General features: G+C 64.5%; 27 protein-coding genes. All 27 read left to right on the top strand.

Annotated features, from left to right (window positions below):
* Positions 1–13 precede the first annotated feature (13 nt).
* The 27 genes from ISP17_RS16155 (at position 14) to ISP17_RS16025 (ending at position 23051) form a co-directional block, all read left to right on the top strand.
* Positions 14–574, top strand: a complete 561-nt coding sequence (locus ISP17_RS16155) for a DUF2857 domain-containing protein (RefSeq protein ID WP_011347596.1) — start codon at positions 14–16, stop codon at positions 572–574.
* A 2-nt stretch (positions 575–576) separates the two neighbouring features.
* On the top strand, positions 577–1824 hold the full coding sequence (locus tag ISP17_RS16150) for an STY4528 family pathogenicity island replication protein (RefSeq protein ID WP_011347595.1): 1248 nt from the start codon (positions 577–579) through the stop codon (positions 1822–1824).
* 316 nt (positions 1825–2140) lie between these two features.
* The gene (locus ISP17_RS16145) at positions 2141–2923 is read left to right on the top strand and encodes a PFL_4669 family integrating conjugative element protein (RefSeq protein WP_011347594.1); all 783 of its coding nucleotides are present in this window, start codon (positions 2141–2143) and stop codon (positions 2921–2923) included.
* Positions 2920–3447 (top strand): DUF3158 family protein, encoded by a 528-nt coding sequence (locus tag ISP17_RS16140; protein ID WP_011347593.1) that lies wholly within the window; start codon positions 2920–2922, stop codon positions 3445–3447. The genes ISP17_RS16145 and ISP17_RS16140 overlap by 4 nt, the downstream gene beginning before the upstream one ends.
* Positions 3448–3520: 73 nt before the next feature.
* A complete protein-coding gene (locus ISP17_RS16135; RefSeq protein WP_010894248.1) occupies positions 3521–3973 on the top strand; it encodes a single-stranded DNA-binding protein in 453 nt (150 codons plus the stop codon).
* Positions 3974–4246: 273 nt separating this feature from the next.
* Positions 4247–6259: a DNA topoisomerase III gene (locus ISP17_RS16130; RefSeq protein WP_011347592.1), complete on the top strand. Its 2013-nt coding sequence runs from the start codon at positions 4247–4249 to the stop codon at positions 6257–6259.
* 533 nt (positions 6260–6792) lie between these two features.
* Positions 6793–8409 carry a DNA cytosine methyltransferase gene (locus tag ISP17_RS16125; RefSeq protein ID WP_011347591.1) on the top strand — a complete coding sequence of 539 codons (1617 nt, stop codon included), beginning with the start codon at positions 6793–6795 and terminating at the stop codon, positions 8407–8409.
* Positions 8410–8652: 243 nt separating this feature from the next.
* Complete coding sequence (locus ISP17_RS16120) at positions 8653–9210, top strand: hypothetical protein (protein WP_041855055.1); 558 nt, start codon at positions 8653–8655, stop codon at positions 9208–9210.
* Between the two features lie 331 nt (positions 9211–9541).
* The gene (locus tag ISP17_RS16115; protein WP_003290186.1) at positions 9542–9754 is read left to right on the top strand and encodes a hypothetical protein; all 213 of its coding nucleotides are present in this window, start codon (positions 9542–9544) and stop codon (positions 9752–9754) included.
* Between the two features lie 21 nt (positions 9755–9775).
* Positions 9776–10168, top strand: coding sequence for a hypothetical protein (locus tag ISP17_RS16110; protein WP_003290188.1), 393 nt, complete (start codon positions 9776–9778; stop codon positions 10166–10168).
* A 145-nt stretch (positions 10169–10313) separates the two neighbouring features.
* On the top strand, positions 10314–11000 hold the full coding sequence (locus ISP17_RS16105; RefSeq protein ID WP_011347588.1) for a hypothetical protein: 687 nt from the start codon (positions 10314–10316) through the stop codon (positions 10998–11000).
* A 79-nt stretch (positions 11001–11079) separates the two neighbouring features.
* Positions 11080–11817, top strand: a complete 738-nt coding sequence (locus ISP17_RS16100; RefSeq protein WP_011347587.1) for a DUF5983 family protein — start codon at positions 11080–11082, stop codon at positions 11815–11817.
* Positions 11818–11914: 97 nt separating this feature from the next.
* Positions 11915–12193: a hypothetical protein gene (locus tag ISP17_RS16095; protein WP_011347586.1), complete on the top strand. Its 279-nt coding sequence runs from the start codon at positions 11915–11917 to the stop codon at positions 12191–12193.
* 282 nt (positions 12194–12475) lie between these two features.
* Positions 12476–13288 (top strand): hypothetical protein, encoded by an 813-nt coding sequence (locus tag ISP17_RS16090; RefSeq protein ID WP_011347585.1) that lies wholly within the window; start codon positions 12476–12478, stop codon positions 13286–13288.
* Entirely contained in the window at positions 13285–13506 is a 222-nt protein-coding gene (locus ISP17_RS16085) for a hypothetical protein (protein ID WP_011347584.1), read from the top strand. Before ISP17_RS16090 ends, ISP17_RS16085 begins: the two co-directional genes overlap by 4 nt.
* A gap of 79 nt (positions 13507–13585) precedes the next feature.
* Complete coding sequence (locus ISP17_RS16080; RefSeq protein ID WP_011804748.1) at positions 13586–13939, top strand: DUF3085 domain-containing protein; 354 nt, start codon at positions 13586–13588, stop codon at positions 13937–13939.
* A 365-nt stretch (positions 13940–14304) separates the two neighbouring features.
* Positions 14305–15222: a DUF3577 domain-containing protein gene (locus ISP17_RS16075; RefSeq protein ID WP_041855054.1), complete on the top strand. Its 918-nt coding sequence runs from the start codon at positions 14305–14307 to the stop codon at positions 15220–15222.
* 57 nt (positions 15223–15279) lie between these two features.
* Positions 15280–15969 (top strand): DUF3275 family protein, encoded by a 690-nt coding sequence (locus ISP17_RS16070; RefSeq protein WP_011347581.1) that lies wholly within the window; start codon positions 15280–15282, stop codon positions 15967–15969.
* A 94-nt stretch (positions 15970–16063) separates the two neighbouring features.
* On the top strand, positions 16064–16387 hold the full coding sequence (locus ISP17_RS16065) for a hypothetical protein (protein ID WP_011347580.1): 324 nt from the start codon (positions 16064–16066) through the stop codon (positions 16385–16387).
* 100 nt (positions 16388–16487) lie between these two features.
* Positions 16488–16763: a hypothetical protein gene (locus ISP17_RS16060; RefSeq protein ID WP_449757877.1), complete on the top strand. Its 276-nt coding sequence runs from the start codon at positions 16488–16490 to the stop codon at positions 16761–16763.
* Between the two features lie 145 nt (positions 16764–16908).
* Complete coding sequence (locus ISP17_RS16055) at positions 16909–17169, top strand: hypothetical protein (protein WP_011347578.1); 261 nt, start codon at positions 16909–16911, stop codon at positions 17167–17169.
* A 76-nt stretch (positions 17170–17245) separates the two neighbouring features.
* Positions 17246–17896, top strand: a complete 651-nt coding sequence (locus ISP17_RS16050; RefSeq protein ID WP_011347577.1) for a hypothetical protein — start codon at positions 17246–17248, stop codon at positions 17894–17896.
* Positions 17897–17936: 40 nt separating this feature from the next.
* Positions 17937–19070 (top strand): DUF6094 domain-containing protein, encoded by a 1134-nt coding sequence (locus ISP17_RS16045; RefSeq protein ID WP_275041783.1) that lies wholly within the window; start codon positions 17937–17939, stop codon positions 19068–19070.
* 51 nt (positions 19071–19121) lie between these two features.
* A complete protein-coding gene (locus ISP17_RS16040) occupies positions 19122–19442 on the top strand; it encodes a hypothetical protein (protein WP_011347575.1) in 321 nt (106 codons plus the stop codon).
* Positions 19443–19532: 90 nt separating this feature from the next.
* A complete protein-coding gene (locus tag ISP17_RS16035; RefSeq protein ID WP_011347574.1) occupies positions 19533–19838 on the top strand; it encodes a hypothetical protein in 306 nt (101 codons plus the stop codon).
* A 135-nt stretch (positions 19839–19973) separates the two neighbouring features.
* Complete coding sequence (locus ISP17_RS16030) at positions 19974–22253, top strand: helicase-related protein (protein WP_011347573.1); 2280 nt, start codon at positions 19974–19976, stop codon at positions 22251–22253.
* 111 nt (positions 22254–22364) lie between these two features.
* Entirely contained in the window at positions 22365–23051 is a 687-nt protein-coding gene (locus tag ISP17_RS16025) for a hypothetical protein (protein WP_011347572.1), read from the top strand.
* Positions 23052–23306 lie beyond the last annotated feature (255 nt).

The following is a 23306-nucleotide window of genomic DNA, read 5'->3' as shown; positions in this document are numbered from 1 at the left end:
GAGGGAGGCCAGCATGTCCGCACCACACCCACTCAACCAGGCCGTCATCGCCCAGGCCCTCTATGACCTGCGCAATGGGCAACTGCGCCGCTGCAAGCTGATGGGGTTTGGCGAGGAAGAGCTGGACGCCCTCAAGCATCCCGCGCTGATCAGCGTGCTGGCCAATGCCAACGTCTCGTGGTGCTCGGTGACGGTCAACCGCGAAGTGCTCCTGCGTCTGCTCAGGCAGGCGCAGGACGTGGAGAAGGAGATCGCCACGGTCGATCGCATGCTGCGCCTCGGCGCGAGCACCGAAATGGTCAGCCGCTTCTACGGCCTGACCCACCAGGAAGTGGCGCTTCGCCGCGAAATCCTCGGCCTGCCCAAGCGCAAGGGTCGCCATCCCGTGCTGGACGAGAAGCAGGACACGGAGCTGTGGCGGCAATGGAAGGCCGTGACCAGCAGCAGGAACGTCGATCTCGAAGACGAGACCTCCATCCTCGATGCCGCCATGGACTTGGCCGAAGGCATGTCGCTGCCTCTGTCGGTGGTCTGGGCCTCGATCAAGAGCTGGGTCGATCAGGGATTGGGTTGACCATGGCCGTGGACGACACCGCACCACGTCGTGGCCCCATCGCACTCGCAGACCTGTTCGACGCTGCGCTGAAAGACCTTGTGCCCAAGCCCAACGCCGATGCGCCCCCGCCCACACCCACGCCTGTCGCGATGCCCACGGGCCCGGCGTCTGGCGATGCCTTCCTGTTCAGCGGCAACCGGCACGAGACCGTACCGCGACGGCTGTTCCTCGACCGTCGCCTGACGCCGCTGGAGCGCAACGCCTGGCAGGTCTTCCGGCTGATGCTCAACGACGATGGCGTGACGGCGTTCCCGACGTATGAACAGCTTCGGCCCTGGCTGGCGTCGATGCCGTGCGCCGGGCAAGCCTCGCACGAAACCGTGGCGCGAGCGCTGACGCTGCTGCGCCTCACCCGATGGTTGAGCCTGGTGCGGCGCCGCCGCGATCCCAAGACCGGCCGCATCCTCGGCAACCTCTATGTCCTGCACGACGAGCCGCTGACGCCCTTTGAAGCGATGCAGCTCGACGCCGATTACCTGGCGCTGGTCAGCCATTCCCTCGGCCACTCGGCCAAGGCCGTCCAGATGGTCGGCCTGAACACGCTCAAGGAAATCGCGGAAGACCCGCTGCTGTCCGGCCGCACGCTGCCGTCACGGCTGCAGGTCCTGGCCGAACGCCTCGCCAGCCAAGGCATCACGGCGACCGAAAGTTATCCACATGAGGATGCCACTCACGATTCCGAAGAAGGGCCGACGAGCCTTCTTCGGAATCCCGATGACCCCACTTCGGAATCCGAAGCAGGGCCGAAACCCGCGCCAGACGCCTCTCTTCGGAATCCGAAGCAGGCCCGTACAGTACGTAGTAGTCGTATTGATGAAGTACGTACTACCGCGCAAGCGCGCGCGCTGGGCGATCTGCAATGGCCCAAGCGCTTCGCGGAACTGAAGGCAGAGCAGCAGACAGGCGCCAGGGTGGCATTGCAGCAGGTCGATGCCTCGCTGAGGCAGGCCGTGCTGGACGAATGGGCCACGCGATGCAGCAGCCACGGCATCCGCAATCCTGCGGGGTATCTGTTCGGCATCATCCAGCGGGCCATCCATGGTGAGTTCAACGCCTGGGCCAAGAAAGACGCGCCGTCGGCACCTGCTCCACCCAATGAGCGGCCACCACCAGCACCGCCACCATCCCAGCCGCAGGGCAAGCCTGTGCCGCCAGAAGTCGCCAAGCTGCACATCGAGCGACTGCGCAATCTGCTCGCCAGCAAGTAATCAGGCGTGCAAGGCGGTGAAGTGGATGCCGGTGGCTGTCAGTGGAACTATCCCCAGGGGATAGTTCCACTGACAGCTACGACGTCGAACCGCTGCACGCCAAGCCCCGATCGCCTGCCGCGGGATCGTCCTTGTCCGCACTGATCCGGGTTTGCAGCGTTCCTTGGCGTTCCATGGAGCTATCCCCTGGGGATAGCTCGCGCCGCATGCACCTGCCGCGCCCTGAACCGGGGACGGGCGGGTTTCGGTTTGTTGACTGACTGCCTTCCGCTTCCTGCCGAAGCTGGCCGCTCTTTTCCAACAACGAGCGGACACCATGGCAACCACCAACGAACCCCTGCAACTGAATCTCGGCTCCTTGCGCAGCGCGATGTCGCTGACGCTGCACACGCACCACGCCTCGCGCATCTGGCACGGCCGCGCCGCCGCCGAGGGACGACCGGGCATCGTCGGCCTGAACGGCTACATCGCCCAGATGAACAAGATGCGGCGCGGCTCGGAGCAGGACGACCCGTACAGCGACTTCTGGATGCTGCGCATCGAGGACAAGCTCGACCAGACCAAGGCCACGCTGCAATCGCTGCGCGAGCAGGTGGACCAGGCTCTCGCGAGCGTGCCGCCGGCACTCACCCTGGGCGAGAACCTCAACGTACAGCCCGTCAAGCTGCCGCTGTTCGTCAATGCGCAGCTCGGCTTTGCCGCCGTTTATCTGCTCGCCGACTACGACGACATCGCCCGCAAGCTGATCCTCGCGCACCACACTGCGCTGATCGATCGCTCGACGCTCGAACGCTGGCTCAACGAAGGCGCCCATGCACTGCGCAGCCTGTTCTCGCTGGCCCAGCAGTACCGCTACTCGGGCTGCACCCGCGACGACTTCGCCGCGAAGAACGCCGCAGCCCGGGCGGCGCTGGAGAAATTCGGCGAGTTGCCGCAGGACGTGCTGGAAGGCACGCGCCGCTCGAAGTTCGCGCCGCCCATCGTGCGCCGTGGCCTGCAGCAGCGCGGTGACGGTCCTGCCGCAGCACCATCCGCCAGTGACGAAGCCGCCGCCACCGAGGCCTCCGAAGCGACAGCCGGCGAGGACGAGCAGGCATGAGCGACCCGAATCGCGAAACCCGCTACTTCCGTCCCCTGCAACAGACCGCCTTCATGAGGCTGGAACACGCAGGCTCTCAAAAAGGCCTTTTAAAACCCTTTAAAGGTAAAGGGGACTTGGAGGCCTGGGCCAGCCAGTGCTTCGCCATGCGCGACGAATTGATTGGCTTGGCGCAGCGACAGGTGCTGCAACAGGCAGCCGGGCATCCCTTCCATCTGCTGCCCGTGGAGCTGGCCCAGCAGGCAACTGGCGCGGGAACGACGTTCCTTCGCTGGCGCAGGCACGACCGCTCGGCCATGGGCGTGGCCCTGTGGCAGGAGCTGATGGCGAGCATCAGCACGCCGGTCAACCTGCTGGCCGACCTGCACGCGATCGAGCTTCAACGCATCACGCTGAACATGCAGATCAGCCTGTTGCACACCTTGGGCAGGCAGGCCCAGGAGTGCGCCAGCAAGGCCGCCGAGGCGGAAGACGCCTACCTGCGCCGGCTCAAGTCCACCCCACCCGCACTGCGCGATCGGTGATCGCGCCGGGCACCCCAGCACGCGCCCGTCGCCGACCAGGTGCGGGTATTTCAACCACCACGGAGATTGCAACATGAGCACGCATTTTTCTGGCGAGGGCAACATCGGTTCGCCCCCCGAGTACCGGGAGTTCCCCAACGGCAACGACGAACCGCGGCGCCTGCTGCGGCTGAACGTGTATTTCGACAACCCCGTCCCCACCAAGGGCGGCGACTTCGAGGATCGCGGCGGCTTCTGGGCGCCGGTGGAAATCTGGCACCGCGATGCCGCGCACTGGAAGGACCTGTACCAGAAAGGCATGCGCGTGCTGGTCGTCGGCCGCATGGAGCGCGAACCCTGGACGGACAACGAGGATCAGCCGCGCGAGACTTGGCAGATCAACGCGCGCAGCGTCGGCATCCTGCCGTTCCGCATCGAGTCCGTGACCCTCAGCCCCAGGCAGCAGGAGACCACGCAGGACACGCAGCCGAATCCCCAAGCCGCCCAGGAACCGGCCGCGCCGAAGGAGCCGAAGCGCAGGAAGTGATGCAGCATGGGGCGGCGGCAGTCGTCCGTCGTCCCACGCCCTCGCGAGCTATCCCCAGGGGATAGCTCCATCAACGTCCACCGGCTTCCACGCGCTCCCGAAAACCGCGGCTCCCGAACCGCACACCCCAGGCCGCACGCCACTCCCGTCCCCGCCATTCCATCCCGTGAAAGTGGTCGCCACCGCATGCGGCTTGTTTGCTGCTGCCCCTGGTGGTGCTCGGCATCCTCGATTCCAGCAACTCAATGAACCACGGAAATCGGATGGACGGACATGCGGCTGTTCTTGTGCGAGAAGCCCTCCCAGGGCAAAGACATTGGCCGGATTCTCGGCGCGACGCAGCGCGGTGAAGGCTGTCTCAGCGGCTCTGGCGTCACCGTTACCTGGTGCATCGGCCATCTCGTAGAAGCGGCAGCTCCCGAGGTCTATGACGCGGCGCTCAAGCGCTGGTCGCTGGAGCAGTTGCCCATTGTTCCGCAGCAGTGGCGGGTCGAGGTCAAACCGAAGACCGCCACGCAATTCAAGGTCGTCAAGGCGCTTCTGGCGAAGGCGACCCATCTGGTCATCGCCACCGATGCCGACCGTGAGGGCGAGCTGATCGCCCGCGAGATCATCGACCTGTGCGGCTACCGCGGCCCCATCGAGCGGCTATGGTTGTCGGCGCTCAACGATGCGTCGATCCGCACCGCGCTCGGCAAGTTGCGGCCCTCATCCGACACGCTGCCGATGTACTACTCGGCGCTTGCGCGCTCACGCGCCGACTGGCTCGTGGGCATGAACCTCAGCCGGTTGTTCACGGTGCTCGGGCGTCAGGCCGGCTACGACGGCGTGCTGTCCGTCGGTCGCGTCCAGACGCCGACCTTGAAGCTCGTCGTGGACCGCGACCGCGAGATCGCGGCCTTCAAGTCGGTGCCGTTCTGGGCCATCGACGTGTCCCTGTCCGCAGGTGGACAGGCTTTCAGCGCGCAGTGGGTTCCGCCCGATGGCTGCACCGACGATGCCGGCCGCTGCCTGCAGCAGCCTATCGCCCAGCAGGCCGCGCAGCAGATCCGCGCTGCGAGCAGCGCCCAGGTCGTGTCAGTCGAGACCGAGCGCGTGCGCGAAGGGCCACCGCTGCTGTTCGACCTGGGAACGCTTCAGGAGGTTTGTTCCAAGCAGCTTGGGCTGGATGTGCAGGAGACGCTGGAGATCGCCCAGGCCCTGTATGAGACCCATAAAGCCACCACGTACCCGCGTTCCGATTCGGGCTACCTGCCCGAAAGCATGTTCGCCGAGGTGCCGACTGTTCTGGACAGCCTGCTCAAGACCGACCCCTCGCTGCGCCCGATCATGGGCCAGCTCGACCGCTCCCAGCGCTCGCGCGCCTGGAACGACGGCAAAGTGACGGCGCACCACGGCATCATTCCCACCTTGGAACCCGCGAACCTCTCGGCTATGAGCGAGAAGGAACTGGCGGTGTACTGGCTGATCCGCGCGCATTACCTGGCGCAGTTCCTCCCTCACCACGAGTTCGACCGCACGATCGCCGAGCTGTCCTGCGGCCAGCAGAAGCTGGTGGCCACCGGAAAGCAGGTGGCCGCCCAGGGTTGGCACCTGGTGCTGGCCGAGCCGCAAGCGGACGAGGACGGGGAAACCACCGCGCGCAGCCAGGTACTCCCCGCGCTGCGCGAGGGCCTGGCATGCCAAGTGGCCGAGGCCGAAGTCAAGGCGCTCAAGACGCTGCCTCCGAAGCCCTACACGCAGGGCGAACTGGTCAAGTCGATGAAAGGCGTGGCGCGCTTCGTGACCGACCCGCGCCTGAAGCAGAAGTTGAAGGACACGACGGGCATTGGCACCGAAGCCACGCGCGCCAACATCATCACCGGCCTGCTGACGCGGGGCTATCTCGTGAAGAAAGGACGCTCCATTCGCGCATCGGATGCGGCATTCACGCTGATCGACGCTGTGCCCGCGGCGATTGCCGACCCCGGAACCACCGCCGTGTGGGAGCAGGCGCTCGACATGATCGAGGCCGGACAGCTCACCCTGGATGTGTTCATCGGCAAGCAGGCCGCATGGATTTCGCAACTGATCGTGCAGTACGGCAGCACCTCGCTGTCCATCAAGGTTCCCCAGGGTCCCGCTTGCCCGCAGTGCGGCGCACCGACGCGCCAGCGCACCGGCAAGACCGGCCCCTTCTGGTCGTGCAGTCGCTACCCCGACTGCAAAGGCACGCTGCCGGTCGATTCCGGCACGTCCAAGCGCGGTGCCTCGCGCCCGCGCAGTAGCGGCCGCAAGGGCTCCTGACCGACCCCGCTCCCCGAGAGCCGTGCCCGCCATCGGCGGCGTGGCCCATGTCCCGCACGCCCTGCGGGACGCCCAGCGCGCAACGCCTTCTCTTGTCCGTGTGCGCGTCCCGCTCGGCCGCCCCCGGCCGCGGGGCCTGAAGGTAGCTTCTCCGCGAACCGTGTCCGGGGTTTCCCGGCGTGTTCTGCTGATCTGCATTTTTCCGCCTCTGCGAAGGGTCCCCCGATGGCTTGCCAGGCTGCGAGCCACCCGGAGACCCTTCGTGGTCAGCGGTATTCGATGCCGTGCCCAACGGCGAAAAACTGGGCTCCTTTTGTGCGCGGATGTGCGCCAGAAGATGCCGGCGCCAACCACGATATGCGCCGGGTGCGATTGCTGACAGCAGACGGTTCTAGCGACGACCGGCCTGCAACAGCCCACGGGTGGTTCCGTCCTCCCGAGCCGAAGGCCGCAAGGCCTTCGGCGCCTTTCTCCTGCCAATCAACGTCCGGCCAGGCCACACGGTCCAGGGCCACACGAACAGGAGACCCGCCATGAACCCGCAACCTCGCACCCCACGCGGTGCGCCCCAGGCCGCGCCACTGCTGTACGGCAGCGTGTGCAGCGGCATCGAGGCCGTGAGCCTCGCCTGGCAGCCCATCGGCCTCGAAGCCGCGTGGTTCGCCGAGATCGAGCCGTTCCCGAGCGCCGTGCTCGCCCACCGTTACCCCCGCGTGCCCAACCTGGGCGACATGACCGCGATCGCCCGCCAGGTGCGCGCCGGCACCGTGCCGGCGCCCGACATCCTGGTCGGCGGCACGCCGTGCCAGTCGTTCAGCGTTGCAGGTAGCCGTCGCGGGCTGGATGACCCGCGCGGAGCCCTTTCCCTTGCCTATGTGGAGCTTGCCAATGCCATCGACCAAATCCGCCACCAAGACCGCCGCCCCGCGGCCACACTCGTCTGGGAAAACGTCCCCGGCGTGCTCAATGACCGCTGCAATGCCTTCGGTCAATTCCTCGCTGCACTGGCCGGAGAAAGCCGTGCGCTCCAGCCGCCAGGGGGTCGGTGGGCGCACGCTGGTTGTGTGTCTGGACCCCGCCGCCGCATCGCCTGGCGCGTGCTCGACGCTCAATATTTCGGTGTCGCCCAACGCCGCAAGCGCGTGTTTCTTGTGGCAAGTGGTGGAAATGACCTCGATCCCGCAGAAGTACTTTTTGAGCGCGCAGGCCTGCTCGGGGATTCTTGTGCGGGCCGCGCGCCGTGGCAAGAAGCTGCCCACGATGCTGGACCGGGTGCTGAAGCAGCAGGCGCATGCGCAGGACTTGCAGGATTCGCAGGACTGAAGCAGCCCTACGGCAAGATCACGACGACGTTCGGATTCAGCGGCGGCATTGGCCCTGTCGATGTGGCGGCATGCCTGATGGCCGCTGGCCCCAAGCACGACATCCGCACCGAGACGTTCATGGTGCAGTCGGTCGCCGGCAGCATCGCCCACACCCTCGACACCGCCAACAACGGCAAGGGCAGCAGCGAGGACGGCACCGGCAAGGGCGTTCCGATCATCGCCTTCACCGCCCAGGGCAGCGGCGCGGATGCCACGCTCGACCTGACGCCGACGCTGCGCGCTGGCGGCCATCGCAACAGCCATGCGAACGCCGGGGTCGTGCCCGCCATCGCGTTCGCGCAGAACAACCGCGGTGAAGTGCGCTTCGAGTCGGGCCATGGCCAGGTCGCTTGCACCGTGCTGTCCAACGGCAAGCCGGGCTACGGCGTGCCTATGGTGGCCTGCGTGTCTCTGCGCGGCCGCGAGCAGGGTCTTGCCGCCGAGCTGGGCGGCACCGTAGCGGGCGCACTGCGCACCAGCGGCGGCGGTGCGGACAAGCCCTATGTCCTGGCTCCCGACTTCGAGGCGCATTTCCGCTACGACTGGAACGACCCTGGCCCCGGCGACTGGTCGCACTGGCGTGTGCGGCGGTTGATGCCCGTGGAGTGCGAGCGGCTGCAAGGTATGCCCGACGACTACACGCTGATCCCGTACCGCGGCAAGCCCGCCGCCGACGCTCCACGCTACAAGGCGATCGGCAACTCCATGGCTGTCCCGTGCATGGCATGGCTGGGCCAGCGCCTGGTGCAGTACCTGCACAAGACGGGCTCAACCGCTTCGGATTGATCGGCGACGCAGCCTGCGGGCCGCGCCATTCTCCCTCCTGCATTGCCGATGGTTCGGCAGCAGCCCGCAGCCAGGGTGTCAAGGCTGCCGCGGGTTCCACCCGCGCCACCCACCAGTTCGCCTCGGCATCTCACCGGCGAACGCTGCCCACCGGGGCATCGATGCCTCTTTTCTCCAACCCACGGGATGGCCGCCACGTCCCGTCGGGGGCATGTCGCCACCCGGTCGATTTCAGGACTTCCCATGGACAACATCACCAAGCAAGACCGCATCACGCTGAAGAACCTCAAAGTGGCCGACTTCGCCAGCGAAGAAACGATGTGCTTCAGCGCCACCGTCGTGTTCGACGGCACTCCCATCGCCGAGGCCCGCAACGACGGCCACGGCGGCTCGACTTTCCTCCACGCGCTCAACGGCAAGGCACCGCTGCTGGCGCAGGCCGAAGCCTTCGCCAAGGGCCTGCCGCCTGCGCCGCTCGACCTCGGCCAGGAGGGCGAAGACCCTCACTACATCGACATGACGCTCGACTTCCTGGTCGATGAACTGGCTGACGCCATGCACGCGGAACGCAAGATGCGAGCCGCGTTCAACCGCGACATCGGCAACAAGGTGCTGTTCATCAAGGACGGCAAATTGCTGTTCATCAAGGGCATCAAGCTCAAGGCCATCGCCGACCGCAAGGCGTACTTCGCTTCGCTGCGCGCTCGGCAGGCCCAGCCCATCGTCATCCTCGCCGAGCTTGCACCCGAGCAGGCATTCGAGCTGTGGAAGCAGCATGTCCTGGGCGACAAGCCCGACTGACACAGCACCGACGCACTCTCCTGACAGCCCCGCACTCGATGCGGGGTTTCTTTTTTTTCGGTGCCCATCAATCGGGGCTGGGCCGGATACCGTTTTCCAACTGACGCAGAGCGGCCCGCACACGAAGCTGCCCGCATGTTCGCTGATTCGTCAGCACATGCCAGCAGCCAGGGTTCCAGGCTGCCGCGGGTCTCTCCCGCGTTGCCCACCAGTCCGCATCGCATCAGGTCTGCGGACGCGCGTCCCCGTGACGTCGATGCTTTTTATCAACCGCGTGCGGGAGCTGCCATCCCGTGAGGGACGAGGCCCCGCTTTTCCAAGGAGCCCGTCCATGTCCCAGCAAGCCTCTTTCGGCCAACTGGCCCTGACCTACTGCGGCAAGTTCCTGCCGCTTGAAGTCCTGCAAAGCGCCGCCGGCCACTACATCGGCACGCGCGACACCGAAGGCCCGGTTTCGCGGGAATCCCGCGAGTACTTCCGCAGCTATGCCGCGGCCCAGCGTGCCCTCGAAAGAGGCGGCTGGTCCCAGCTCGCCATTCCCTGATCCAACTGGAGGAATCACGTCATGAACCAGCTTCTACCACGGGAAGTCGTCGATCAGATCATGCGGGAAGAACAGCATTTCGCGGCCGCGCCCCAAGCTTTTTTCGAGGCCTGGAAGCGCGGTGTCGAGATCGCTGGCCCCGAATGGTTCGGCGACGGCACCCGCGAAGGTCTGAACCAGGCCAAGAGCAAGTGGGATCTGCGTCCCAACATGCTGCAGCTCAACGACGCCCTAGGCGTCCTGAGCAGCGGGGAACGCATGTTCCTGTCCGCCATGGTCAGCTTCTACAACGCGCGCGAGGGCGGTGCCATGCTCAAGCGCTGCCACTTCAACGGACTGTCGGACTTCGACGGTCTCGATCTGCAACGCCGCAAGGTCATCGCTGACCTGCTGGTGAACTACAACGGCTGGTGAGCCGGTCCCCGGCGCACCACTGCTTTTCGTTCCCCCCCCGAGAGGGACATGCGCCCACAAGGCCATGTCCCTCAATTTCTTCTTCATCACCCTGCGGATGCCATCGTCCGCATGGGCTGGCTCCGCTTTCTCGAAAGGAGCCACCATGGCGAACAACTACTACGAAGGCACGGGCGTTCTCGTTCTGGAGCGTGTTACCCCCGTCATCAAGGCGCTGTTCAGCGCGTTCGCGCTGGACGAAACCTACCCCGGCAATGGGGCGGCCTATATCGCCCAAATCGCCGAGAACAATGATCCGCAATGGACGGATGTGCTGGACGGTCTTGAAGACCTGGCCGTACAACTCGGCATCCCCATGCCCGACGACGAAGAGTTGTCGATTCCGTCTCTGCTCGAACGACTGGCCTCTCACTTCGGTGCCGAGCAGGACGCGGAGCTGGAGAACCTGATCGAACACCACCAGTTCGAGGACAGCGCCGACCTGGATGCCTTGCTTCTGATCGCCTCCTGCTTCGATGACGGCCATCGCCTGACCGCTATCCAGTTCGAGGGTTGTTGGTACTGCAGCAAGCCGAGGCTGTTCGAGTTCGGCGGCAACGGCTGCTACCTGAGCCGCGAGGTGCAGGTCTTCAGAACGTCCTCGCAAGCGCTCCAACTCGGCGACCAACTACGCAAGACCATCCTGGCCGCCGACATCGAAGAGGCCTCGGCGTTGATCGCGCTGGAGGCCGCCAACCTGCTCGCAGGCATCAACGACGAGCAGTTCCGCCTGAATGTGCGCCGTCGCGTCGCCGACCGACTGGCCCAGATGCCAACGATCAGCGCCGCCTGACGCATTTTCCATTTTCAACCCACCGGGTCCAATTTCCGGTGGCGGGAATTGGCTCCATTATTCAATCTGGAGAGTTCCCATGTCCCAGAAACCTAATCCCTTTCTCCGCGGCTACTGGAATCTGAAAATCGTCCGCACGCTGTCCATCAGCTACGAGGACGGAAGCCCGCATGTCTGGCGAAACATCCACCCGAGCCAACAGCACTTCTCCGACGAGGAACTGGTTTCATCCTCCTGCATCGTCAGCAGCGATGTCGCGGTGGTCAGCAACAGCCCCGAACCCCTGGGTGCCGAAGCGCTGGCCGAGTGCGATGCCGGTGAAGGCGTCGGCGGCGAGGGCGTGATCGGTGCCGTGGTCTATGCCATCCATGGCGAGGACTTCGACGGTCGCCCGGTTCACGTCGGTGACACCTATTCGGCAGAGGCCGCGCGGGAAGCCGTGCAGCGCCTGAGTTTCGAGACCGGCTATTACAGCCGTTGCTGGGAAATCAGCACCGCACACATCAGCCAGGAAACCGGCCAGTACCTCGCCAACCTGGCTGACCTCGCCACGCCGGAGGCCTTTCTGTTCATCGCGTTCCGGGTTCCGTACAGCCCGGCGATCGGCGTCAAGCTGATCTCCACGCCCTGGACGGACCATAACCTGGAGCACGCCGTGGGCATCAGCGCAGAGCAGCTTCGACAAGAGCACCGGAACAAGGGCATGCCGGACGACTTGGCGAACATCCTTGAACTGGCTGGCCAGGCCGATGTTCGCATCCTGATCCTCGACGCCGACGCTCCCGTGCTGCTGGGCCTGCCGCTAGTCGAGTCCTAGCAGCCTCGCCACGCACCGGCCTTCCTCTTTGTCTCCCCCAAGCCGGCCCGACTCCTCGCCAGGAGCCGGGCTGGTCCATTTTCATAGGAGCACCCTCATGTTCCCTGAACTCACCTCGCGCGTACCCGACTTCGAGCACCAACTCGGAGCCTGCGTCAATGCCATGAGCCAGGACGACGCCATCGGCCAGATCCTGGTATTCGAGCGCATGCGTGGCACGCTGCACATGCGCCATATCGCCAGCGCCGACTTGGTAGATACCGACATTGACGACTACGAAATGGTCGTCTTCGACGGTGGCAACACCAACGGCGACACGTGGAAGCATGTCTTCTTCCCGCGTCAGCGCGAGCACTACTTCGTGTACGAAGCCTGACCCGACCAGCCCCTTTCGAGGGGCTTTTTCTTGCCCGCAGCACAGGAAACCGGGTGCGGCGAAATGCCATTTCATGCAGGCGAGTAGCCCGGCCCAGGGCCATCCTTGCGCCATGTTCGTCGGCGTTGCCGACACATGCCCAGGCAGCCGAGACCTTCGAGGCTGCAAGCGCGGGAAACCGTGCTGGTCGTTTCTTCCTACGGACGCTCCGCGTCCATCCACCCACAAGGGACCTCTCCCTTGCGGGCGGGGAATCCCTTGTTCTTCCTCAAGGAGATTCCCATGGACCGTTCCCTCATCAAATCCATGATGCCTTCGCTTGTCGCAGGCCATGTGCCCCGCAACGTGCGGTCGTTCAAGTACCGCGTGTTCGATGATCAGCCGCAGTCCTCGACGCTGGGCTTCGCCATCGATCCCCAGCCCTTCGACGGCAAGGTGGTCGCGGCCAACGACGACGCCATCGTCGTCAAGCTCAAGCCCAGCGAGTTCGCGGTGCTCGATCCCAACCTGGTCACCACCGTTCCCAGCGAGGGTGCCAAGGTGCATGTCCAGCCCTACGCACGGCGCCGTTTCGACGGCCTGCGCGCGGACACGCCGGAAGAGCGCACCGAGTACACGTCAGATGGCAGACCCTACACCATCAAGACGCACATCCTCGGCTCCGCGCCGGCCAAGCTTCCCATCCCCGAGCCGCAGTGCATGGAACTGGGCCAGCTCATCCAGCAGTTGGAGGAAATGCCGGCGCCCGACGGGTTCCGGCGCATCACCCACATGCTGGTCGACGCGGGCGCCCGCGACTTCACCTGGGTCGATCCCAAGCCGTCCAAGATCATCGAGACGCCTCCGGCGATCAGCTTCACGGTCTCGACCGCGAAGTTCGAGGGCCAAGTGACGATCCTCTACGACCGCGGCGGCGACACCTACGTGGTGGAACTGCATCGGGACGGCGCACTGGTCGATCGGCATGACGAGGTCTATTTCGACATGCTCGGCGAAGTGCTGGAGCGGCTCATCGATGACGGGCGCTGGCGCCTGATCGACGTGAGCGTGATCGACGCCAAGGCCACCCGGCGACGCCAGGCGGTTGCGGCATGACGTGCGAGACAAGCAACTGCTGGGTGGTGCATTCGCCCAACGAGTCAGCCATCAGCAACGATGGTGCCGGCTTCTGGTCCAACGAGTTCGGCTGGGTTCCGTTCGACCAGGCGACGCGCTTCTCGACGGAAGAGACCGGGCGCTTGCGCCTTCCGTTCTCGACTGGTGGCGATGCGCGCTTCGTTCCGTGGCAGGAAGCCCTGCGGCACTACGGCTGAATCCGCAGCCCACCGGCGACTTGTCCCACAGGCCTTCCATCCATTCGGGTGGAAGGCCTTTTTCTTCAGGAGATCAACCATGTCACTGCGATTCAAAGGCTCCGACATGCGCCCCGTGCTGACCGAGGCCATTGCCAACCAATGCCGCATTGTCCTCGCCAAGGACCAAGGCGTGTACTTCCTCGCCGAGCACGGGGAGCGCCGCCCCGATGGCCGCGTGAAGCTGCTGGCCTATGCCGTCGGCTGCAACCCGGATACCGACCCGTTCGATGACTGGTGGGAACTGGCGCGCGCCGAGCTGGGTGGCGACGACTTCGGCGAGTTCTTCGACCCGACGGACCGCGTTTTCACCCGCATTCTGCAAAGCTCGGACGATCTGGAGCTGACCGTCACCTCGACGTATCTGTCACTGGCGGCGGTGGAATGGGCGTAGCCCAGAAATGTCCCCGTCCCCCTTGAAGCCCCCAGTTTGGGGGCTTTCTTTTGGGCGGAACCAGGCAACCCGGAAAAAAGGAAACGCCCGGATGCCGATTGATTGCTGCCGCGCGCGCGAGGCCCGGCCATGCTGACCCCATGCCTGCTGACGTTGTCAGCGACATGCCAGGCAACCATCGGTCTTCGAGGTTGCCGCGCAGTTCCCACTGCGTGACCGAGCCAGCTCGCACCGCATCCATCCGCGAGCGGCCACCAGTCCTGGTGGCGGATGCTTTCGCCTTATCAACCCACCGCGGGGTTACGCACCTTTCCCCGCATGCGTGGGGCCGGTGTGTCTCCGCTTCATCCCTATGGAGATTCACCATGAGCACCACGTCCAACGAGAAATCGTATTTCGACCTCCACACCTCGGGCATCGGCTACATCCAGCGTGCTCGCGAGGTTCCCGTCCGGGGCGGCCGCCGTGCGCAGCCCTTCCTGGCATGCACCATCGCCGCGCTGGTCGGTTCCGCCAAGGACCCCAGCTACCGCTACTTCGACGTCAAGGTCTCGGGTGCCGAGGCCAAGAAACTGGTCGAGCGCTACATCGGCGTTGACGATCCCAAGCAGCGGCCGCTGGTGCGCTTTCGCCTCGGCGACCTCTGGGGCGATGCGTACATCCGCGACAAGGGTGAGCACAAAGGCCAGGCCGCCGCGTCTCTGAAGGCGCGACTGCTGAAGGCCGAGCCGCTTGACCGGGCCGAACTGGCTTCGATCAAGCAGCACGAGCTGATCACCCGCGGCATCGGCTACCTCAGCCGTCCGAAGGACGTCTCCCCCAAGGATGGCGATCCGTTCCTGTCGTGCTGCGTCGCGGCGCTGGCCGGACCTGTCGGTGAACCGGAATATCGGTACTTCGACACCATCGTCGCCACCCCTGAAGCCGAGCACCTGGTTCGCCGGTGCGTGCAGGCCATCGAAGGGGACCGCAAGGTGCTGATCGCCTTCCGTCTGAACGACATGAAGATCGATCCGTACATCCGCACCAAGGGCGAGCGCGCCGGGGAACCGGGAGCGAGCCTGGAATCGACGCTGGTCCACATCGGTCTCATCAAGATCGACGGCACCCAGGTCTATCCGACGAGCCAGACGCAAGCCGAGGCGCCGCAAGCCGAGGACGCACCCGCGCCCGAAGCCGAGGTTGCCGCCGAAACCGCTGCCGACCAGCCTGTCGAGCCCGCCGAGCGCGAGCCCGCAGGTGAAGTCGAGGAGCAGGAGCCGGCATTGGCTGCTTCGTTCTGATCCGGCATGGCCCCTCACGGGGCCTTGCCTTTTTCCTATTCCCCAAGGAGAACCATCATGGCAGCCACATCGGCATCCACAAGATCGGCACTGCCCATCGTCGTATCAGGCCAGCTTTCGATTCGCACAATCCACGGCCGCAATGGTCCGTTCTGCGTCGGCTACCTCGTCACTCCTATCGGAAACTTCGCGGTGAAGGACGCGGAGCTGGAGCAATACCCCGAAGGCAAGTACGACGGGGAGTTCGTGATCCGCTACATCTTTCCGAACCCGATCCCCATGCGGGGCGGCATCAAGTTCGAGATTCGTTGCAACCTGGATGGCATGACGCTCTTCGGCGTTGACAAACTGAGCCGCGACGATATTCGCAGCTTTTCCACCCAGGACATCGATCCGCTCGATGAAGAACTGGGGGCGCAGCCTGCGGCAACGCCGGCCAAGTCCACCAAGGCATCCAGACCCGCCAAGCCCGCATCCGTGCAGGCGTCCGCGGACCCGATGGTCGATACCACGCCTTTCGGCGTGGATGCGCCGACGCCCGCTGCGGCGGCTGCCCCCGGCAGCACCGAAGATGGCGACGCCGCACTGTTCGGGCTGCTCTGGCCGCTGGGTGAGTCCGTGAAACTGGATTCGACCATCGACCGTCGCACCCTGCGCGCGCAGATCGCCCGCCTGGGTGAACTGGGCTACGCGCTGGACTTCAAGACGCAGGAGTGGAGCCGCCAGGCCGAACTGCAACCTGCGTGATCGCAGACGCCGCATCCGCGGTGTTCTTCATCCACCCGCCGGGGTTCCTTCCCCATGCGGGGGAGGCTCCGGCTTTCTTCTGGAGGTCTCCATCATGTCCACCATCGCTTGCGATGCACCTCATTCCACGCTGGACGAACCCGCGTGGCGCGCTGTCTGCAAGACGGCCGCCGAGCACGCCCAGCGTGGTTGCGGCCTGTCCTGGGATCACTGGGTCACGCTTTTCAGTTCGGAGATCGACGCGCAAGCCAGTCGGTTGCCGGAAAACCAGCGGGCTCAGGCCCTGGAAATCGCGACCCAGGAATGGGACTACGCAACGCCTGCCGAACGGCAGGAAACGCAGGAGTGGAACGCTGCAAACGGCTACTGCTCCCATGGCATCGAACTGGGCTACTGCCCAGCCGGTTGCGGTTCCTAGTCCGCACCGGACTCCATCGCCGCACGCGCGGCACTCCATCACCCGCTGGGGGCTCTCCCCCACGGGGAGGCCTCCGGCTCGATTCTTCAGGAGGCCTTTCATGGGCTGGTATTTCTCCCCCCAATCGCGGTCTGAACTGATCGCGGAACTGATCGCACCGCAAGAGACCGAGCGCGCCAGCGTCAAGGTCATCGCCCACGCTCTGCGCGGCAACGTCCTGTGGTCCGTCGCGGAAGTGACGGCCAAAGTCGAAGGCGTGCATCGTCATCTGGAGCCGGGTCAATCCCTGCGCTACATCCGTTGCGATCTGCTCGAACGCAACGGCGGCCAGTGGGGCTACAAGCCGCTGGACGAGTCCATGCACCCGTACTACTAGTGCCCGCTGTCCTATCTGGATCTCGCACCGGAGCAGTCCGCCGACTGGCGCGCAGGCGTTCGCGCCTACCACGCGCGGCGGCGCACACCCACGGCACCTGCGGCACCCACCGCAGCGCTGATGGCCTGAGCCAGGAGGAACCGACATGGACCCGATCCTGGCTGCGCTTCCGCCCTCGCTGTTGAAGCTCGTTGAAGGGAGTCTGTCCAACGACGAAGTTTCGTCCGACGAGGAAATGCTGGAGTACTTCATCAGTAACGGCCTCACTGAGGAACAGGCACGGCAGGCACTGACCTACCGCGACCAGTACCTCAACAACATCTACCTGGAGGGCTTCACGCCAATCACTTCGGTAGATGAGGCGCTGCACTTCAACCCGCACACCCGGCAGTTCGAGCCGGACTGAGCGGCTTTCTTCCACCCCCTGGGGCAGTACTTGCCCCAGCGGGCGGTGCTGTTCCCGTTGATCCGAGGACACCACCATGCCCGCACACACTTCTTCCACCACGCTGTATCGCATCGACGAATGCTCCGACGTGATGGCCGACGCTTGCGTCGGCGATGACCAGGGCAATCTGATCTTCCTGTCGATCTGGGCGCGCGACACCGCCGTCCAGCAGTTCCTCGCTCGTCTGACCCTCGGGCGCGACGAACAGGGCCTGGACCAGTTCCACGTCATCACCGACCAGGGCGGCAGCGTCCCGGTGTTCGTCAGCAACGTCGATCGCCTGGAAAAGCGCATGACCCGCGCCTACCGGCGAACGCTGTTCGGTTCGCTGTCCAACGTGTGGCTGTTCGACCGCCGCTGCGTCAAGCCCGACAAGGCCAACGCCAGCGCACTGGCATTGCTGCCCAAGGGCAGCGCCCACCGGCTTGACCGCCTGTGGATGCTGGTACGGGACACCTGCCCACTGCCGCTGCTCGACCACTGGCGCGAAACCGTGCTGGAGCTGCTACAGACCCGCGAGATGCTGGCCCGTCTTCCGTTCGCCCTCGGGCCGCTGGAAGGCCATCGGCTCGCCATCGACGTGCCGGCGCTGACCCTGGCGCTGGGCTCCCTGATCCACAGTGACGTGCTCACCGCCTATCCCTATCCGGCCAAGATTTGGACGCCGGAAGCGGTAGCGGCTTGACCCACCCGCGAGAGCACGCCAAGGCGTGCTCTCGCACTTCATCCCCGCCAACCAGGAGACTTCCATGGCCCTCATGTTCCCGCGGCTCGCCCGCAATTTCGCCAAGAACGGGTATTACCCGACCGACGAACCCACGCTCGAAAGAGCCCTCAACGCACTGATGCCCAGCGATGGCCCGATGTGCATCCTCGATCCCTGCGCCGGCGAAGGCGTGGCGATCGCCGAAGCCGCTCATGCCCTCGGGCGCGAGCAGGCCAAGGCGTTCGCCGTCGAGTTCGACGCGGAACGGGCGCGCCATGCCCGCGGCCTGGTCGATCACTGCCTGCACGCGGACCTGATGGACACAATGATCTCCAAGCAGTCCTTCGGGCTGCTCTGGCTCAACCCGCCGTATGGCGATCTGTCCAAGGACGTCAACGGCAACATCGGCTATCAAGGCCAGGGCCGTCCCCGCTTCGAGAAACTGTTCTACCAGCGCAGCCTGTCGCTGCTGCAGTATGGCGGCGTGCTGGTCTTCATCGTCCCCGGCTACGTGCTCGATGCGGAGCTGGTCGGCTGGCTGACACGCCACTACACGGACCTGCGGATCTACCGAGCGGTGGAGACGCAGTTCAAGCAGGTGGTGATCTTCGGCCGCAGGGTGCGTCAGCGCGAGCTGGCACCCGATGGTCTCAAGGCCGTGCGCAATCTGCTGCTGCAGGTTGGGCTTGGCGAAGTCGAAGCCGAGGAACTGCCGAGCGAATGGCCGTTCCTGCCGTACATCGTCCCCGCCAGTCCGGCCGAACCGGAGCACTTCTTCCGCGTGACGATGGAGCCGGAGCAGTTCGCCGATGAAGTCGGCCGGCTGCAAGGTCTCTGGCCATCGCAGGACACGCACCTGGGGGCCGCGCAGCAGTCGCTGCGTCCACCGGCGCGTGCCTTGTCCCACTGGCATCTCGCCCTGGCCCTGGCCGCAGGCGCGATCTCGGGGGTTGTGCGCTCCAAGACCGGGCGCGTACTCGTCGTCAAAGGTGACACCCACAAGGACAAGACGCTTCAACGCGAATTCACCGAACGCGAAGACGGTTCCGTCGCCGAGACCCGCATCCTCACCGACAAGTTCGTGCCTGTCATCCGCGCGTGGGACATGACACCCGACTCCGCTACACGGGGCGAGGTCCTGACCATCCGTTAATCCACCGGACGCCCTGCCGTCCTGCTGTACCACATCGAAGGAGAAACACCCATGTTCTCAAGCCTGTTCAAGCGGCCCGCGCCGCAGAAACAACCGTTGTTCGCACCAGGTACGTTGCAGTTGAGCGAGAAGGTGCATTGGCTGGCCCGCAAAGGCCTGATCGATCCCTTGGCCTATGTCCAGCGCCATGTGCGCGGTGACTGGGGCGAGACCGACGAGGCCACCCGCCAAGCCAACGACGTCGCAATCCGTGGGGACGATCTGATGATCTCCCACTTCAGGATCACGCCCGAACTGGTGTTGATCGTCAAGACCAGCGAGGACCACCAGACCACGGTGATCCAGCTTCCCGAAGAACGCGACATGCTCTGAAGGAGCTGCCTCGTCAACTTCATCCATCTGACGGAGCTACTTCACTCCGTCAGGAGTGTCGTGGCTCAATGACTCATCAAGGAGGAAGCCATGGCATCACATCGCATCGAAACCTATAGCCAAAGGCTGGCGTTCCCAATCGGTGCTCTCATATTCAGTAGAAGCGTTAATCGCCTCATGCAAGCGGGTTATCTGGACCCGATTCCGTACTTCAGACGGCACGCTCGTGGCGACTGGGGTGATGTCAGCGTTCAGCAATGGCAAGCCAATACCACTGCACTTCAATCGGGTGCGCCGCTGGAATCGCACTACGAGATCCACCCAGGGCTCGCCATCCGCATCATCACAGATGGAGGCCGTAACGTCACCGCCATCGTGCTGTCGTCCGAAGACTGAGCACGATTCACCAGCAGGCCGCCACGGCCGGCAACTTCGACCACCTCGGCCAAGTGCCGATTTCCTTCCCACTGCGGGGCATGCCATTGCCCCGCTGGGGGTGGTGCATGCCCCATTTTTCTTTGGAGCATCACCATGTCCCTCGATCTCGAAACCACCGCCGCTGAAGCCACGCCCGTACAGGGCGAACTGCTCGATGCGGAATCTTCCCCTCTGACCCTGAGCCTTCAGGATTTCGTCGGCGAATTCGGCGACGAACTGCTCGACGCCCTCAACAGCGCAAACCCGCCGGTCTATAACGGCCAGCCACAGACGCGCCGGCAACTCATCGTCGCCGGCCTCAAGCGCAAGCTGTTCCCGGCCCAGGCCGAAGTTGTCCACGCCGCTGCCGAATTGCTGATCGACCGTGGCGAACGCGCTGCGATCGTCAACGGCGAGATGGGCTGCGGCAAGACGACCGTCGGCATCGCCACGGCCGCGGTGCTCAACGCCGAAGGCTACCGCCGCACCCTAGTTCTCTCGCCACCGCACCTTGTTTACAAGTGGCGGCGTGAGATCCAGGAAACCGTAGCAGGTGCCAAGGTCTGGGTGCTCAACGGACCGGATACGCTGGTCAAACTCATCAAGCTGCGCGAGCAGTTGGGTGTACACCCCACGGGCCAGGAGTTCTTCATCCTGGGGCGCGTGCGGATGCGGATGGGGTTCCACTGGAAGCCCGTCTTCACCCAGCGGCGTACCCGCCACGGCCACGTGGCTGCGTGCCCGGACTGCGGCACGGTCATCACCGACCTCGATGGCGAGCCGGTCAATCCGGTCGCGCTCCAAGCCGAGGAATACCGCAGGAAGTGCAGCCATTGCGCCGCGCCCCTGTGGACGCTGATCCGCCCGCGCAGCCTGTCCGGCAGCGACCAGTCCTCGGCCGTGCTGAAAGCCTTGAAGCGCATCCCGACGATCGGGGAAGTCACCGCGCAGAAGCTGATGCAGAAGTTCGGCGACGGGTTCCTGGCGTCGATGCTGGGCGACAACATCCACGAGTTCATCAACTTGATGGATGGCAACGGCGAACTGGTCTTCTCTGACCGCCAGGCGCATCGCATGGAAAGAGCGATGGCCAACATGGAGTTCGGCTTCGGCGAAGGCGGCTACCAGCCGTCCGAGTTCATCAAGCGCTACCTGCCACAGGGCACGTTCGACCTGCTCATCGCCGACGAGGCGCACGAGTACAAGAACGGTGGCAGCGCCCAAGGCCAGGCCATGGGCGTGCTGGCGGCGAAGGCTCGCAAGACCTTGCTGCTGACCGGCACGTTGATGGGCGGCTACGGCGACGACCTGTTCCACCTGCTGTTCCGGGCACTGCCTGGACGGATGATCGAAGACGGCTACCGCCCGAGCACGAGTGGGAGCATGACTTCGGCCGCGATGGCGTTCATGCGCGATCACGGCGTCCTGAAGGACATCTACTCCGAGAGCGCCGGCACGGCGCACAAGACGGCCAAGGGCACCAAGGTATCGGTGCGCACGGTCAAGGCTCCCGGCTTCGGGCCGAAAGGGGTCTTGCGGTGCATCCTGCCGTTCACGATTTTCCTCAAGCTCAAGGACATCGGTGGCAACGTCCTGCCGCCGTATGACGAGGAGTTCCGTGAAGTCGCAATGGACACGGCGCAAGCCGCGGCCTACCGCGACCTGGCGGGTCGGCTGACCGCGGAGCTGAAACAGGCTCTGGCGCGACGCGATACGACGCTGCTGGGCGTGGTGCTCAACGTGCTGCTTGCCTGGCCGGACTGTTGCTTCCGGTCGGAAACCGTGGTGCATCCGCGCACGCGCAACACCTTGGCGTTCGTCCCGGCTCAGTTCAACGAGTTCGAGGTGACGCCGAAAGAGCGCGAGCTGATCGACATCTGCAAGGAAGAGAAGGCGCAGGGCCGCAAGGTCTTGGCGTACACGGTCTATACCGGCACGCGCGACACCACATCGCGCTTGAAGGTGCTGCTGGAACAAGAAGGTTTTCGGGTGGCGGTGCTGCGCGCAAGCGTGGACGCCAGCCGCCGCGAGGACTGGATCGCCGAGCAACTGGACCGTGGCATCGACGTGCTCATCACCAACCCCGAGCTGGTCAAGACGGGCTTGGACCTGTTGGACTTCCCGACGATCGTTTTCATGCAGTCGGGCTACAACGTGTACTCGCTCCAGCAGGCGGCACGCCGCTCCTGGCGCATCGGACAGAAACAGCCGGTGCGCGTGATCTACCTCGGCTACGCCGGTTCCTCGCAGATGACCTGCCTGGAGCTGATGGCCAAGAAGATCATGGTCTCGCAGTCCACCTCGGGCGACGTACCCGAATCGGGCCTGGATGTGCTCAACCAGGACGGTGATTCCGTCGAGGTCGCATTGGCCCGGCAACTGGTCGCCGCCTGATCCCCACGCCAACGCCGGCCTAGCGCCGCCGGCTTTCCGTTGTTCCCACCTAGCAGCCACGTTCACGGTCTCCGTGTACGTGGCTGCGCTCTTTATCCCAAGGAGATTTCCATGAGCACCAACACCCAATCTTCCGAAACCGTCAGCGCCCGCCTGAAACTGGAAGCCGAGATCGCTGATTTCCTGCGACAGCGCATCGAAGACGGAAACCTGTGCGCAGAAGATGTCCCGGCACGCTTGGCGCGCTACGGTCTTATGCCTCCCGAGACGTTCGTCTCCGAAATGCGGGAGCGCATGGGCTTGGATGACGGCGACGAGGCTGCGGCCACCGTATCGACCGCGGTCACGCATCGTAGTGACTTCGGCACGCCAGTCATGGTCGCCTGCGTCAACGCTTCGGGCATGCCCGACATGCCGGTATTCATCGTCAGCGCCACCCAGGAGGAATACGACCTAGGTGTCCACTACGACAAGGCCGAAGCACTGGCCGAGGAATCCGGGTATGAAGGACCGTTCGTTTGCTTTGATATGGCCGAACAGGAAGCCATCGTGTCGGCAGCGCGCGAACTGGGCCTTGTCCCGCAGGTCGTCGTAGTCGATATGACCGACGGCCAGATCCACTCCATTCGCTGCGACAGCGGCGAGATCAAGGTTGTCTGCTACGACACCAGCGACACCGACGAGCATTCGGCGGCCGTGGCGAATCGGCCCCTCGGCGAGAACGGGCAGCTCGTGCGCTGCTGGTCGCACGCCCAACTGGCGCAGGTCGATCCCGGCCTGAAGCCGGCTCAGATTTGATCGGCAAGTTCGATGTGCGTTTTCACAGGCCCTTCGGGGCCTGTTTTTTTGACACGCGGACGCAGACCAGGAGTTACGTCCCGCAGCAAACCAGAAGATATTTCAATCACCCATCGACGCATCGGAAAAGAAAACAACCAGTCGCCGCCTTTATTTCCACCGAGCCATTAAAACGATAAAGAACGAGTCTTAATTTTCAACTAATCGACATATGAAATAATCTATCAGGGATTTATTTTTCAATATAAATCATAA

It is taken from the genome of Dyella ginsengisoli (genome assembly GCF_044904665.1).
GTDB lineage: Bacteria > Pseudomonadota > Gammaproteobacteria > Xanthomonadales > Rhodanobacteraceae > Dyella_A > Dyella_A ginsengisoli.
The sequence above is the reverse complement of the archived record's forward strand: the minus strand, read 5'-3'. Positions and strand labels throughout refer to the sequence as shown.

Excerpts from the sequence above, each read along its gene's own strand:
- ISP17_RS16060 (WP_449757877.1), top strand. The coding sequence starts at position 16,488 with ATGGGCTGGTATTTCTCCCCCCAATCGCGGTCTGAACTGATCGCGGAA.
- ISP17_RS16075 (WP_041855054.1), top strand. The coding sequence starts at position 14,305 with ATGAGCACCACGTCCAACGAGAAATCGTATTTCGACCTCCACACCTCG.
- ISP17_RS16115 (WP_003290186.1), top strand. The coding sequence starts at position 9,542 with ATGTCCCAGCAAGCCTCTTTCGGCCAACTGGCCCTGACCTACTGCGGC.
- ISP17_RS16090 (WP_011347585.1), top strand. The coding sequence starts at position 12,476 with ATGGACCGTTCCCTCATCAAATCCATGATGCCTTCGCTTGTCGCAGGC.
- ISP17_RS16105 (WP_011347588.1), top strand. The coding sequence starts at position 10,314 with ATGGCGAACAACTACTACGAAGGCACGGGCGTTCTCGTTCTGGAGCGT.
- ISP17_RS16080 (WP_011804748.1), top strand. The coding sequence starts at position 13,586 with ATGTCACTGCGATTCAAAGGCTCCGACATGCGCCCCGTGCTGACCGAG.
- ISP17_RS16125 (WP_011347591.1), top strand. The coding sequence starts at position 6,793 with ATGAACCCGCAACCTCGCACCCCACGCGGTGCGCCCCAGGCCGCGCCA.
- ISP17_RS16035 (WP_011347574.1), top strand. The coding sequence starts at position 19,533 with ATGGCATCACATCGCATCGAAACCTATAGCCAAAGGCTGGCGTTCCCA.
- ISP17_RS16055 (WP_011347578.1), top strand. The coding sequence starts at position 16,909 with ATGGACCCGATCCTGGCTGCGCTTCCGCCCTCGCTGTTGAAGCTCGTT.
- ISP17_RS16150 (WP_011347595.1), top strand. The coding sequence starts at position 577 with ATGGCCGTGGACGACACCGCACCACGTCGTGGCCCCATCGCACTCGCA.
- ISP17_RS16100 (WP_011347587.1), top strand. The coding sequence starts at position 11,080 with ATGTCCCAGAAACCTAATCCCTTTCTCCGCGGCTACTGGAATCTGAAA.
- ISP17_RS16120 (WP_041855055.1), top strand. The coding sequence starts at position 8,653 with ATGGACAACATCACCAAGCAAGACCGCATCACGCTGAAGAACCTCAAA.
- ISP17_RS16050 (WP_011347577.1), top strand. The coding sequence starts at position 17,246 with ATGCCCGCACACACTTCTTCCACCACGCTGTATCGCATCGACGAATGC.
- ISP17_RS16145 (WP_011347594.1), top strand. The coding sequence starts at position 2,141 with ATGGCAACCACCAACGAACCCCTGCAACTGAATCTCGGCTCCTTGCGC.
- ISP17_RS16025 (WP_011347572.1), top strand. The coding sequence starts at position 22,365 with ATGAGCACCAACACCCAATCTTCCGAAACCGTCAGCGCCCGCCTGAAA.
- ISP17_RS16135 (WP_010894248.1), top strand. The coding sequence starts at position 3,521 with ATGAGCACGCATTTTTCTGGCGAGGGCAACATCGGTTCGCCCCCCGAG.
- ISP17_RS16110 (WP_003290188.1), top strand. The coding sequence starts at position 9,776 with ATGAACCAGCTTCTACCACGGGAAGTCGTCGATCAGATCATGCGGGAA.
- ISP17_RS16065 (WP_011347580.1), top strand. The coding sequence starts at position 16,064 with ATGTCCACCATCGCTTGCGATGCACCTCATTCCACGCTGGACGAACCC.
- ISP17_RS16140 (WP_011347593.1), top strand. The coding sequence starts at position 2,920 with ATGAGCGACCCGAATCGCGAAACCCGCTACTTCCGTCCCCTGCAACAG.
- ISP17_RS16130 (WP_011347592.1), top strand. The coding sequence starts at position 4,247 with ATGCGGCTGTTCTTGTGCGAGAAGCCCTCCCAGGGCAAAGACATTGGC.
- ISP17_RS16030 (WP_011347573.1), top strand. The coding sequence starts at position 19,974 with ATGTCCCTCGATCTCGAAACCACCGCCGCTGAAGCCACGCCCGTACAG.
- ISP17_RS16155 (WP_011347596.1), top strand. The coding sequence starts at position 14 with ATGTCCGCACCACACCCACTCAACCAGGCCGTCATCGCCCAGGCCCTC.
- ISP17_RS16085 (WP_011347584.1), top strand. The coding sequence starts at position 13,285 with ATGACGTGCGAGACAAGCAACTGCTGGGTGGTGCATTCGCCCAACGAG.
- ISP17_RS16095 (WP_011347586.1), top strand. The coding sequence starts at position 11,915 with ATGTTCCCTGAACTCACCTCGCGCGTACCCGACTTCGAGCACCAACTC.
- ISP17_RS16070 (WP_011347581.1), top strand. The coding sequence starts at position 15,280 with ATGGCAGCCACATCGGCATCCACAAGATCGGCACTGCCCATCGTCGTA.
- ISP17_RS16040 (WP_011347575.1), top strand. The coding sequence starts at position 19,122 with ATGTTCTCAAGCCTGTTCAAGCGGCCCGCGCCGCAGAAACAACCGTTG.